Below are 11921 nucleotides of genomic sequence, written 5' to 3' on the forward strand. Positions count from 1 at the left end.
GACCTCGTCGCCGACCGTCGGGGGCTCCACGTACACCACATCGCCGAGCGCCTCGGCGGCGTACTCGGTGATACCCACCGTGACCGTGGCACCGGGCGAGACGTCGCCGCGCACCCACTCGTGCTCCTCGGAGTAGAGCAGCCCGTCAGGAATCTCCGCCATGATCCACCTCTCCCACGGCCTTCGCCGTCACTGTCACACCGGTTGGCGTCGGCCGAGCACTAACCCTGCCGCTTGTAGAACGGTAGCGCGACCACCCGCATCGGCTCACGCCTCCCTCGTACATCCACCGCAAGCGCGGCGCCAGGCTCCGCAAAAGCAGGCGGCACGTAGGCCATCGCGATGGGCTTGCCGAGTGTGGGAGACGGCATGCCCGAGGTGACCACGCCCACCACGGTGCCGTCGGCATCGGTCACGTCGTAGCCGGCGCGCGGGGACCGTCGCCCCTCGCCCACGAGGCCCACGAGCACCCGCGACGGCGACTCTCCGGCCGCCGCGGCGAGCGCCTCGCGCCCCACGAACTCAGGCTCGCTCCACGGACACGGCACGCGGGTCCACCTGGTCGCTGATGCCCGCGCCTGGCTTGGCGGCACCGGGCTGGGTCGACGACAGCACGGTCGCGGGGCCGTCGAACGAGACGACGCGGCCAAGACCCACCTCAAACGGGGAGGTGCTGGCGCTCAGTTCCTGACCGTACAGGGGCATGCCGGCCTCCAGGCGAAGCGAGTCGCGCGCCGCGAGGCCGCACGGCACCAGGCCCGCGGCGACGCCGTGGGCGAGAGCGGAATGCCAGACGTCGCTGGCGACGTCCGCGCCCACAAACAGTTCGAAGCCGTCCTCGCCCGTGTAGCCGGTCCTGGCCACGAAGGCATGGTGGCCGCCCTCCAGCAGGATGTTGGCCGCCGAGTAGTACTTGAGCGTGGCGGGCTCGGTCTCGCCGAGCGCACACATCGACGCCACGATGGCCGCCGACGCGGGCCCCTGAACGGCGATCAGCGCAAGGGTCTCGGTCTCGTCCGTGACGATGGCGTCAAAGCCGGCGGCGGTGAAGCGCTCCTGGAGTTCGGCCGCAACCGCCACCCGGTTGGAGGCGTTGGCCACCACCATGAAGTGGTCCCAATCGCGCCGGTACACGACCAGGTCGTCGAGGATGCCACCGCGCTCGTCGCACAGCATGGTGTACTTCGCGGCCCACAGGCGCATGCGGCTCATGTGGCCCACCAGCGCATAGTCCAGGGCCGCCGCCGCATCGGGGCCGGTGACCATGAGTTCGCCCATGTGGGACAGGTCGAACAGCCCGGCGGCGGTGCGGACGGCCGTGTGTTCGGCGACGTCGCCCGAGTAGCGCACCGGCATGTCCCAGCCTGCGAACTCGGTCATGGTGGCGCCGAGCGCCAGGTGCTCCTCGTGGAGCGGGGAGCGCAGGGCGGGCGATGCGTGCGTGGTCACGCCCTCAACCTACGCGATGGTGCCCGGCGGCTCCGCCATGCGCGGCGCGGTCAGGAGCCACTGACGAGCGTCACGGCCACGACGATCACGGCCGTGAGCAGCGCGGCGCCGGCGGCGGCGAGCACCACGCCGATCACGAGTCGACCCCGACGCTCGCGGGCGCGGCGTGCGGCGACCTCGGTGGGGCTGAGCACGTGGGCCGCGGCGTCGGTGCTGGGGGCCGATGCGGCCCCGAGCGGCGCAGGCGGCTCCACCTCGGGCGTGGCGCGGGGCGTGTAGATGTCGCCGACGTCGCCGAAGGCGCCCTGGCGAGGCGCCTCGCCCAGCGGGGCGCCCGGGGGCAGCGCGGCCTCCGAGGGGCGGCGTGGGCGTTGGGAGACCACACGGGTGCGGTCGTCGTTGTCCGGCGCGGGCGCCACGCTGCCGCGTGACGCGGACAGCACCGTGGCGTCGTCGTCCGCGACCGGAGGTGCCGGCACTGCGTTGCCCGCCGCCCGACGGCGGATCACCATCCTGGTCGCGTCGTCGAGGTCCTCAGGGCTGCGACGCGTGCTGAGGCGCGTCGCATCGTCCACCTCCTCGACAGGCGCGCGGCGAGTAGTCAGCCGGGTCGCGTCATCGACGTCGTCCGCAGCGGTGCGGCGGCTTGCGAGCCGCGTCGCATCGTCGTCGGCGGACTCATCCTCGGGTACATCGGTGGAACGCACGTCACGGCGCATGCTCAGCCGCGTCGCGTCCTCGTCCGATGCACCGTCTGGCTCGGTGGTCATTCCGCACTCTCGCGGCGCTGGGAGACGTCGGTGGTGTCGTCGTCAAAGTCCACGGGCCACATGGGCCACGGGTCCGGCAGGGCGTCGTCCGGCGTGGAGGTCGCGGCCGCGTGGGCGACCACCACCGTGACGTTGTCACCCGTGCCGTGACGCAGCGCGGCCTCGACGAGCCGCTCGGCGGCATCGGCATCGGTGTCCGCAAGCCCCGCGACGGAGCCGATGAGTTCCGACGGCACCACGCCCGTGAGGCCATCGCTCGCGATGACGAGCCGAGACGAGGGCACCACGGGCACCAGCCAGGCATCGAACCCCTCGACACCGTCGCCGATGGCCCGCGTGATGATGTTCCTGTCGGGATGGTGAGCGGCCTGCTCTGCGGTGATCCGGCCCGCGTCGACCAACTGCTGCACATGCGAGTGGTCCACGGTGATCTGGTGCAGATGGGTGCCATCGAGCCTGATAGGTCCTGGAGTCGCCCACGTTGATGACCATCCACCAGGGCTGACCCTCATGCTCGACCGCGATGGCGCCCGTCAGCGTGGTGCCGGAATCGGCCCCCGCACGCTGACCCACCTCGATCACGCTCTGCTGCGCGGTGGCGACCGCGGAGGTCACATCCGCCGGCGTCACGCTGGAGCGCGTCGCGAGGTCGCGGAACGCCTCGATGGCGGCCGCGCTGGCGGCGGCACCGCCCACGTGTCCCCCCATGCCATCGGCGACGATGTGCACCGCGCCCGCGGACAGGTAGGCGTCCTCATTGCGTGCGCGCGGTCCGGTGTCCGTCGCGCCGGCACCGGAACTCCAGTGGGCAGCGCTCATCCGTCCTCCCCGCGCACCAGCCGCACCTCGAGGTCACCGAGGATCAGCGTTCCCGTGATCTCGATGCTCTGCGCCGCGCCGGCCTCGGTCTCGACTCCATCGGCGCCGCGCACGAACGTGCCGTTGGTCGATCCCATGTCGGTGACGTACCAGGTTGTCGTTACGGGGTTCGAGGCGCGCGTGAACCTTGGACATGGTGCGCGTGGCGTCGGCGATGCCGATGCGGTCGGCAGCGGCGCTCGCGGTGGCGCGGCCGATGATCACGGCCGATTCGGGAAGGTCGTAGGTGTCGGTGCCGACCTTGAGGCGCCACACCGTCCGTCGACGCGTCGCGATGACCGTGCGGTCGTCCGCGTCTGCCTCGGCGGCGTCGGGCGCTTCGACGGGTGCAGGCGGCACGGGGGCGAGGACGGCGGTGGTGATGAGCGCGTCATTCGCTGCCTCGACGCGGGGCAGCGGCGTCGGCGCGGCCGCGGGGGCGGGCGTCTCCTCGCCTGCGGACTGGGGGGCCGATGCCTGCGCCTGGCGGCGTGCCTCCACCAGCCAGTCCGGCTCAGCGGCGTCGTCCACGGGACCTGCGCCGTACGGCGAGACCGATGCGGTGACCGCCGGGGGCTCCGTGGCCCGCTCGGGTGCGGCATCGACGGCGGCCTGAGACTCGCCCTCGGCGTCTGCCGCGGTGCGGCGCGCGGTGAGGTACGGCGAGAGCGCAAACGTGTCCGCGGGCGGTTCCCCTGCTTCCACCGGCTCTGCCGCGGGCTCTGCCGCCGCTGCGTCGGTGACCGCGAGTTCCGGCTCTGCCGCCGCTGCTGCGTCGGTGACTGCGAGTTCCGGCTCGGGCGCGGTCTCCGGCTCCGGCACGGGCACCACCGGGGCGGCGGCTGCGTCAGGTTCCGGCTCGCCAACAACGGGCTGCGGCTCCTCGGCCACGGGGGCCACGTCGGCGGCCGCCACGAGCGGGATGGCGGCCGACGCCGCCTCGAGGTTGGGGGCGGACAGCGTCGGCACATCGTCGGCCGACGGTGCCGAGAGGGGCCGCAGATCTGCCGGCGGCGCGGCGGGCTCCGGCGGGGCGAAGGGCGAGACACGCACCGGCACCTCGGGCTCGGGCGGGGTGACGGAGGCCCAGGTGGGACGCGGCATGACCGCGTCCTCGGGGGCGGGCGGTTCGGCCGTGCCCGCGGCCCAGCCGGGGGCAAGGAGCCGATGAACGCCTGCGTATCGTTGGGCGCCGCCACGGACTCGGGGGCATCGGCGGCCGTGTCGAAGGCTCGCGGCTCTTCCACCGCTGGTTCGGTCGCAGCGGGCTCCGCAGCGCCAAACTCACCGGTGGCCGGCGCGGGCACCTCGGGGACCGGCTCCGACCACGGAAGGGCAAGACCGGCCGGCTCGGACTCGGGCCGCGGCTCCGCGACCGGTGCGGACGGTGCCGAGGGTGTCCGGGTGCCGTCGTCGGTAATGACGGCGGCCCACGAGCCGGTGACGGGGGCGGGTTCCGCGGGCGCCTCAGGAGCGGACGCCTCGGGAGCGGACGCCTCGGGCCCTGCGGGAGCAGGCGCCTGAGGCGCAGGTGCGTCGGGGACGAAAGGCTCGGGTACCTCCGATGCGGATGCCGCGACAGGCGGCGCATACGGAGAGGGCGCCTGGGCCGCCCGCTGCTCGGGCGTCGCCCAGCCCGATGCTGCGGGCGCCGCGTCCGGCCCCGTCGCAAAGGACGAGGCGTCGACGGCGCTGGAACGGATGGGCGCATCGGACGGCGCGGAGGCGCGGCGCGCGGCATCGTCGGTGCGGCCGCCCATGTTGTACGGGCCCCAGCCCATGACCGATGCCCAGATGGGCGGCGAGACGGCGGCGACCCAGGCCAGGGCAGCGGGGGCACGCAGCCGCAATTCGATGGTGCCCGAGCCGTAGATCCACAGCACCCAGCCAGCGAGCGAGCCGAGCACGTTCACGGCGGAACCGACCACGAGGGCGAGCCTTGCCCACGCGGGGGCCGCATCCACCTGGTCCACGTAGACCCCGAGACCCACCACCGCGGCGACGGCACCCGCGAGGGCGATGCCGCGTGCGAGGCCCACCGCGAGGCGCGACATCCGCGCCGCCTGGGCGGCAGCCATCCAGCGCAGCACCGGCACGAATGCCTGCCACGACGGCAGGCCTACCTTGCGCAGCACCGCGCCGAGCGCGAGTCCCATCCACACCAGATCGATGATCAGGGCGATCACGAGGGGAGCGAAATACAGCGGGCCGATCACCAACATCGAGTTCATCCTCGACTGCCATCCTTCCTGCCCCGGCGAGATGCCGTGCGTGAGCGACTGCCTCGGCGGGCGGTCGCCCCAGTGTGGTCGCTGCGCCACTGCGGACGCGCCGTTGACTGCGGCGTGGCGGCATCCGCGCTCGATGAGCCGGTCGCGTGCCACAACGAGCGTAGCGACAACCGCATGCGGAGCCGGCGCCACCATCCACGAGTCGTCAACCAGTGGCGACGGTCCTCCTCGACCAGGTCCCAGAACCGCGCCGCATCGGCCGGGTCGGTGCCCTGCCCCGAGAACGTGGCACGGTCGGTCATGGTCGCAAGCGCGGCACCGTGCGGGGTGGCGTACGCTGCGGCGACCTCGGAACGCGTGGCCAGCGGCATGGCATCGAGCCCGGCGTCCGCGGCGAGATCGAGGTATTCATCCCAGCCGCCATGCACGGCATCGGCCGGAGCACGGCCCTTGCGGCGGCGGCGCCTGACGATCTTCCACACCACGATGGCGACGATGGGGCCGATGAGCACCAGCAGCGCGAGCAGGCTTGCGCCCACGATCTTCGCGACAGGCAGCCACCAGGCCTCGGCCTCGGGCTCCGTGATCTCCGGCGGCTCGGAGTCGTCCGACGTGCCACGCTGCGTGGCGGGCGGCACGATCGCCTCGGCATTCTCGGGGTCAAGGGGCGACGCGAACTCGGGGTCACGCTGCGACGTGATGTCCGGAGCCACGGGGTTCGCGTGCTGAGGCGTAACATCGATCGCCACCCACGCGCCCGAGGACCCCTGGACCTCAACCCAGGCCGACATGTTGCCGCCGCGGCACTCGCCACCGTCGCAGACCGCCGCAACGTCCTGGTCCTCCGTGGCAAGGCGCGCGCCCAGCACCACTCGTGACGGGTAGCCCATGGTGGAGGCGATGAGCGCGACCGCGGTGGCGAACTGTTCGTCGTCGCCCGCGGCCGCGACCAGTTCGGCGTCGCTCGCACCGTCGCCCACCTCGGCCGCGCGCTCGTTCAGCGCGGTGAAGAGGCGGTCGATGCGGTCATACGAGTGGCCGGCTGCCGAGGACACAAAGGTGTATTCGCCGAGTTCCTGCTCCCAGCGCGCGGCCGCCTCATCGTTCTGAAGGGCGTGGCTGAGGTACCCGCGATCACGCAGGCGCTGCACGAGCCTGCGCAAGGCCCTCGCCGTCGCGCGAGACCTCCTGAGCCGCCACCCAGTCGCGCAGCGAGTCCGGGATGAGCGAGGCCTGGACCGAGCCGGTGCCGGGAGGGGCACCAAGGTCAGAGGCCGTGAGGTCGTCATTGACGTAGCCGGTGGTCGAGTAGGTGTCGCCCGTGGCGACTCCCGACTGCAGGGCCATGACCCCGGCATCGGCCTCCGGCAGGTAATAGAAACTGTCCACGAGCCGAGCGCGGCGCGCGCCGCCAAACGTGACGGACCCCAACTCCCCCACCATCGGCACCCACACGCCGCCGCCCGAGGCGATGGCGACGGTGGCGCTGACCTCCTCGGCACCATCCGGGCCAGGGAGCGATGAGGGAACGCGCTGGAAGCGGGCGGGGGACTGCCCCTCGGGCGCCTGAGCGCTGTACGCATTGCCATCGAAGTACGGCAAGGACGCGACGCGGACCCGATCCGAGGCGCCCTCCGTGATGGTCACGGTGAACAGGACGTTGTCGTACGCCTCATCGCCGAAGTACTCGCGGAACGATGCCAGCGGAGTCACGGTGGAGTCAATGGTGAGCCTGCGGCTCGATGGCGCTGCGGGCCACCTCGCGCGGCGTGGATGCGGCCAGCGGCCCCGCTACCAGCACGGCCACGCAGATCGCGGCGATCAGCATCGCTCCACCCGCGGCGACCTCGGCAAGCAGCCGATGCCGCGGCGCCTTGGCGAGGTGTACGCCGCCGGCGGCTCGGGTCACCGAGATGGCACGGCCACGCTGATACGACGCACGCCACAGGAACCACGTCAGCATCACGAGGAACAGGGCAAGCCCCACCACGAACTCGCGGCTCAGGAAGGTGCCAAGCGGGGCCCACGCCAAGGCATCGGCCCGCGCCGCCGGCCCAATGATGATGGCGATAGCCTCGACGACTCCGAGCGTGACCGCCGCAAGCGCCCAGCGGCGCGCGGAACCCAGGGCCCACCAGACGGCGAGCAGCGTGCCGGTCAGGAGCAGCGCGAAGACGGGCACGATGGTGGCGCGGTACTCGCCAAGCGGCAACGGAAGGGTGACGATGTCCTTCCAGCCGAGCACCGGTCCCCTCACCAGTTCGATGAAGGCCTGGAGGGCGCCATCGACGCCACTCGTTGCTCCGGGTACCACCAGGGTGATGCCGCCCACGACGTAGACCCCGGCCGCGAGCGCGGCGGCACGTCCGCCACCCCAGCCCAGCCGGTCGCACAGCACGCCGATGGCCACGGCGGCGCCGATCGCCAACGCGGCCGATGCCAGGTAGCGGCTCGACTCGTAGACCGGGTACAGGGTCCACGCCACGACCGCGGCGCCCGCGGCCATGAACAGGACGTTGAGCAGGACGAACGTGAGCGTCGTCGTGGGCTTGACGCTGGCCCTGCGGGTGCGGGCCATCACGCGGCACCTCGGGCGAGCAACTGGCGAAGGTCGTCGAGGATGCCGAGGCTCAGCAGGCGGGTGTGGCCCACCGCATGGAGGCCGGGCTCCGCCTGGGGTCGCACACCACGGCGGCCACGCCCACATCGCCGGGGAAGGCGAGGGCCGCCGAGGCGATGTCGGCGAGGGTTGCGTGCGAGCCCGTCACGAGGAACGCGAGCGACGTGTCCTGGGTGACCTCCACGAGCATGCGTGTCAGGGTGGGCATCGACACCACCTGCAGGCTGGCCTCGACACCGGAGAGGTCGTCGAGCAGGCGGCGGGGGTGGCGACCGCGAGCCTGTTCGAGGGAGCGCACCGACGTGCGGGCGAACTCGGGAACCTCGCCGGAGACCACCACCTGCACGTCCCGGCCGTCGCGGATAGCGCGCACGGCGAGCGATCCGGCGGCGGAGACGGCCATCTCGAACTCTTGGTCGTCGGCGTAGTTGGCCTCGTCGAGGTCCAGGACGATCGACAGCGTGGACCGCCGGGTCTCCTCGAACTGGCGCACCATGAGCGTGCCGGTCTTCGCGGTCGACTTCCAGTGGATCTGGCGCTGCGCGTCACCACGGGCGTACTCGCGCACCGCGTGGAAGGAGATGTCCTCGTTGGTGAGGCTGCGGGTGGAGCGCCCCTCGAGGTCGCGCACAAAGCCCTGCGACGTACTGGGCACCGCGATGGTGACGGGATGGATGTACAGCGTCTGGACATCGGCCCAGTGGAACGTGCGCTGGAGCAGGCGCATGGGGTCTGAGCGCACCGTGGTGGCGGGGCCCACGTCGATGATGCCGCGCCGTGCGGCGGGAATCACCACGGGTTCGGTGTGTTCGTGGCCGCGCCGCAGCAGCGGCACGTGGAAGTCGATCAGCCCCTCGCCCACCGGCACGTCCACCCGCCCCGGCAGCGCCACGCGAGCGTTGGGGTTGCGCACCACGATCTCCGCGGCGGCATCGTGACCCGCGACCACCGATTCGTGGAGGAGCCGGAAGTCCACCTCGTAGGGCTCACGGCCCAGGAGGAACGGCAGGGCGATGAGGAGGAGGACGAAGCCCACGGCGGCGCCGATGAGGAACTCCGCCCAGCCGAAGGCGAGGCCCACAATCAGGCCCGCCACGGTCCATGCGAACACGGCCCAGCCGGCGGCGGTGGTGACGGATCGCACCGTCGCCCATGCGGCCGTGCTCCACCGCGTCACCGTCCGTGCGACTCGCAGCGCCCACAGTCCCAGCGCTACCCACCGACCGTGCACCTCGTCCGCCACCTGGGTGTGCGTCCGCGTGGTGGCGCGCGTGTGCCCCGTACGGGTGTGTTCCGTACGGGTGCGCGTGTGGGTGTCGCCGCGACGACGCCGGGTCGAGGTCGCCATCCGTTAGCGGAGGTCCTGCTGGCTCGGGGGCGCGGTGTCGAGGAGGATCTGGCCGATAACCGCGGTGGCGGTCACGCCGTCGAACTCCGCCTCGGGGTCGAGGATGAGGCGGTGTGCGAGGACGGGCTCGGCGAGCGTCTTCACGTCATCGGGGGTGACGTAGGTGCGGCCGTGGCCGAGCGCCCAGGCGCGGCAGCCACGCGCGAGCGCGAGCGCGCCACGCACCGAGACGCCGAGGCGCACCTGAGTGGCCGAACGCGTCGCATCGACGATGCGGGCGATGTAGTCGAGGATCAGCGGGCTGGTGTGGGCCTGGCTCGCCAGCGCACTCATGGCCGCGATGGTCTGGAGCTCTGCGATCTGCGGCACCGTGACCTTCGCGGGACGGCCCGCGTCGAGGATCTGCAACGTGGCACCGTGGTCGGGGTAGCCCAGCGACGTACGCATCATGAAGCGGTCGAGCCTGAGCCTCGGGCAGCGGGTATGTTCCCGCCTGCTCCACGGGGTTCTGGGTGGCGACCACCATGAAGGGCGAGCCTGCCGAGCGGGTGACGCCGTCGACCGTGACGGAGCCCTCCTCCATGACCTCCAGCAGCGCCGACTGCGTCTTGGGCGACGCGCGGTTGATCTCATCCGCGAGCACCACGTTGGCAAACACGGGGCCTGCGTGGAACTCGAAGGAGCCCTTGGACTGGTCGAACACCGTGATGCCGGTGACGTCGCCGGGAAGCAGGTCGGGCGTGAACTGGATACGCGTGTTGGTGCCCTTGATGGTCTGCGCGAGTGCGCGGGCGAGCGACGTCTTTCCCGTTCCCGGCACGTCTTCGAGCAGCAGGTGACCCTGCGACACCATCGCGGTGAAGGCCAGTTCCACCACGTGACGCTTGCCCAGCACGGCACGCTCGACGTTGTCGGTGAGCGCCGCGAACGTGGCGGTGAACCACTCGGACTGCTCGTCGGTGACGGTCATGCTTGCTCCTTCGGTGTGCGGATCAGGGGGACGGCCGATGCCGTGGTCAAGGGCTCGGGCTCGGTGACGGGGTCACGCTGGGCTCGGGTTCCGGCTCAGGTTCGGTCGCAGAGTTATCGCGGCTCAACGCCCGCGGCGAGAAGGTCTCGATGCCCGCGAGGGCACCCTGGAAGTCGACCGTGACCTTCACCCGGTCGATGTCCCACTGAACGTCGGTCGGCTGGCCCCATCGATCACGCCACTCGTACGACACGGTGTAGTCGCCGCCCTGAGCCGCAACCGACATGTTCACGTGCCGGTCCGAGTCGGTGACGGTGCACGCCGTGATGCTCACGCTCGTGGGGTAGGCACGCTGGTCGCTGACCGGTCCAACGGTCGACGTGTTGTCGGAGCACGACGCGCCCGAGCCTAGGAACGTCGGGCAGTATCGCGCGGTGACCGTGGGCCGGCTGCCGAACGCGTTCTCGAGGGAGAAGTTCGTGGTCGCACCGGCGCCATTCACGACGTAGCGGAGTTCGAACCCTGCCGGGGCCCTGTCCACCTCTGGACCCCACCATCGGGTCTCACAGGAGAACGCGTTGAAGCCTGTCCGGCACGTGTCGCCAACGTCATATCCCTTGGTGACGCGGGGCGCACCCGGGTCCCTGTACGCGTAGACGTCGTCCACGGCGATGGTGGCCGTGCCGTAGGCGGTGTCCTTCCAGCGGCTCTCCGCGCACACGGTGAAGTCGATCAGGGTGTTGGAGTCCACGCCGACGGTGATGCTCACGGAGCCGCCGCTGGCCGTGGTGTTGGGGGTGCAGCGGCTGTTGTTGGGCGCGACTCCCACGAGCGTGGTGCTACCGGCGCCCGCGCTCGCCACGTCGACCGAGAAGGTGACCTTGTCACCGGCATCGTTCGCGTCCCACGACGCGTTCGAGATCTTGGGGCCACCCACGCCGTTCGCGGTGATCGCGACGCTCTCGCCCTGTGCGCTGGAGGTGCCCACGGGCGGCAGTTCAAACCGGGTGACGGGGGTGATGACCACGCGGGTGGGCTCGTTGGAGCCGACGCTCAGGCCCGCGACGGACACCGTGCCGCGGCCGTTGACCGAGACGGTCTTGCTCTCGCCACCCTCGGCAACGATGTTCACCGCCTGAGTGGAGTCGTCGACGATGCTCATCGAGACATCCACCTTGCCGCCCGCGTCGCCTGCCTGCGACGGCTTCCAGGTGACCTTGGTCGGCTTCGCGGGGGCGCGTACGACCAGGCCGTGGTTTGGACGGACTTCGCGGACGTGCCGACCTCGTTGACGGCGACCACCGCGTAGGTGCCCTTGTCTCCATTGGTGAGACCGGTGATCTGCGAGCACACGCCCTTGGCGGTGCAGGTGGCGACCTCGGCGCCGTCGCGCGTCACGCGGAAACCCGTGATCGCCGGGTACGACTTCGCGGCCGCTCCTGGGCTCACGGCGAGGGTGACGGTGCGGTCGCCGTAGGCGGTCTGCGACACCGAACCGGGCGCGCCGGGGTAGCCCTGAAGGTCGACGCTGACGCGGCCCAGGCGGTCGCCCGAGGAGAGCCTGCCCTGCGCATCGCGCACTACAAAGGTCGCGTCGCACGCGGCGCCGGCGGCATCGGACCCCCACGAGGCCCGCACGGCGGTCTCGGACGAAACCTCGAACGAGACACCCTTG

The 11921-nt window shown here is 71.6% G+C and carries 11 protein-coding genes and 2 pseudogenes; 1 reads left to right on the forward strand and 12 read right to left on the reverse strand.

What is annotated here, in order from left to right; genetic code table 11:
• Positions 1-9: 9 nt before the first annotated feature.
• The 6 genes and pseudogenes from QQK48_RS21480 to QQK48_RS21490 form a co-directional block, all read right to left on the reverse strand.
• A pseudogene (locus QQK48_RS21480) lies at positions 10-162 on the reverse strand (glycine cleavage system protein H); the annotation flags it as partial.
• A gap of 59 nt (positions 163-221) precedes the next feature.
• A complete protein-coding gene (locus QQK48_RS21485; RefSeq protein ID WP_431308306.1) occupies positions 222-548 on the reverse strand; it encodes a glycine cleavage T C-terminal barrel domain-containing protein in 327 nt (108 codons plus the stop codon).
• Positions 523-1449: a glycine cleavage system aminomethyltransferase GcvT gene (gene gcvT, locus QQK48_RS07680; RefSeq protein WP_431308307.1), complete on the reverse strand. Its 927-nt coding sequence runs from the start codon at positions 1447-1449 to the stop codon at positions 523-525. The genes QQK48_RS21485 and gcvT overlap by 26 nt, the downstream gene beginning before the upstream one ends.
• Positions 1450-1499: 50 nt before the next feature.
• Positions 1500-2219, reverse strand: coding sequence for a hypothetical protein (locus QQK48_RS07685; protein WP_284328049.1), 720 nt, complete (start codon positions 2217-2219; stop codon positions 1500-1502).
• A complete protein-coding gene (locus QQK48_RS07690; protein ID WP_284328050.1) occupies positions 2216-2644 on the reverse strand; it encodes a PP2C family protein-serine/threonine phosphatase in 429 nt (142 codons plus the stop codon). The genes QQK48_RS07685 and QQK48_RS07690 overlap by 4 nt, the downstream gene beginning before the upstream one ends.
• Positions 2645-3034: 390 nt before the next feature.
• Positions 3035-3175 (reverse strand): hypothetical protein, encoded by a 141-nt coding sequence (locus tag QQK48_RS21490; protein ID WP_431308308.1) that lies wholly within the window; start codon positions 3173-3175, stop codon positions 3035-3037.
• A gap of 1069 nt (positions 3176-4244) precedes the next feature.
• Here QQK48_RS21490 and QQK48_RS07700 point away from each other — a divergent pair.
• Positions 4245-4601 (forward strand): hypothetical protein, encoded by a 357-nt coding sequence (locus QQK48_RS07700; protein ID WP_284328052.1) that lies wholly within the window; start codon positions 4245-4247, stop codon positions 4599-4601.
• A gap of 703 nt (positions 4602-5304) precedes the next feature.
• Here QQK48_RS07700 and QQK48_RS07705 read toward each other — a convergent pair.
• The 6 genes and pseudogenes from QQK48_RS07705 to QQK48_RS07730 form a co-directional block, all read right to left on the reverse strand.
• On the reverse strand, positions 5305-6459 hold the full coding sequence (locus tag QQK48_RS07705; RefSeq protein ID WP_284328053.1) for a transglutaminase domain-containing protein: 1155 nt from the start codon (positions 6457-6459) through the stop codon (positions 5305-5307).
• A complete protein-coding gene (locus QQK48_RS07710; RefSeq protein ID WP_284328054.1) occupies positions 6443-7021 on the reverse strand; it encodes a hypothetical protein in 579 nt (192 codons plus the stop codon). Before QQK48_RS07710 ends, QQK48_RS07705 begins: the two co-directional genes overlap by 17 nt.
• A gap of 7 nt (positions 7022-7028) precedes the next feature.
• Positions 7029-7889: a hypothetical protein gene (locus QQK48_RS07715; protein ID WP_284328055.1), complete on the reverse strand. Its 861-nt coding sequence runs from the start codon at positions 7887-7889 to the stop codon at positions 7029-7031.
• Positions 7890-7938: 49 nt separating this feature from the next.
• Positions 7939-9276: a DUF58 domain-containing protein gene (locus QQK48_RS07720; RefSeq protein ID WP_284328056.1), complete on the reverse strand. Its 1338-nt coding sequence runs from the start codon at positions 9274-9276 to the stop codon at positions 7939-7941.
• Positions 9277-9279: 3 nt separating this feature from the next.
• A pseudogene (locus tag QQK48_RS07725) lies at positions 9280-10246 on the reverse strand (AAA family ATPase).
• Between the two features lie 46 nt (positions 10247-10292).
• The gene (locus QQK48_RS07730; protein ID WP_284328057.1) at positions 10293-11408 is read right to left on the reverse strand and encodes a hypothetical protein; all 1116 of its coding nucleotides are present in this window, start codon (positions 11406-11408) and stop codon (positions 10293-10295) included.
• Between the last annotated feature and the right edge of the window lie 513 nt (positions 11409-11921).

It is taken from the genome of Demequina litorisediminis, from assembly GCF_030161615.1.
GTDB classification, from domain to species: domain Bacteria; phylum Actinomycetota; class Actinomycetes; order Actinomycetales; family Demequinaceae; genus Demequina; species Demequina litorisediminis.

Bases quoted from the DNA above. Each gene is read 5' to 3' on its own strand.
- QQK48_RS07730 (WP_284328057.1), bottom strand. From the start codon at position 11,408: ATGAGCATCGTCGACGACTCCACTCAGGCGGTGAACATCGTTGCCGAG.
- QQK48_RS07720 (WP_284328056.1), bottom strand. From the start codon at position 9,276: ATGGCGACCTCGACCCGGCGTCGTCGCGGCGACACCCACACGCGCACC.
- QQK48_RS21490 (WP_431308308.1), bottom strand. From the start codon at position 3,175: ATGGGATCGACCAACGGCACGTTCGTGCGCGGCGCCGATGGAGTCGAG.
- QQK48_RS07685 (WP_284328049.1), bottom strand. From the start codon at position 2,219: ATGACCACCGAGCCAGACGGTGCATCGGACGAGGACGCGACGCGGCTG.
- QQK48_RS07700 (WP_284328052.1), top strand. From the start codon at position 4,245: ATGAACGCCTGCGTATCGTTGGGCGCCGCCACGGACTCGGGGGCATCG.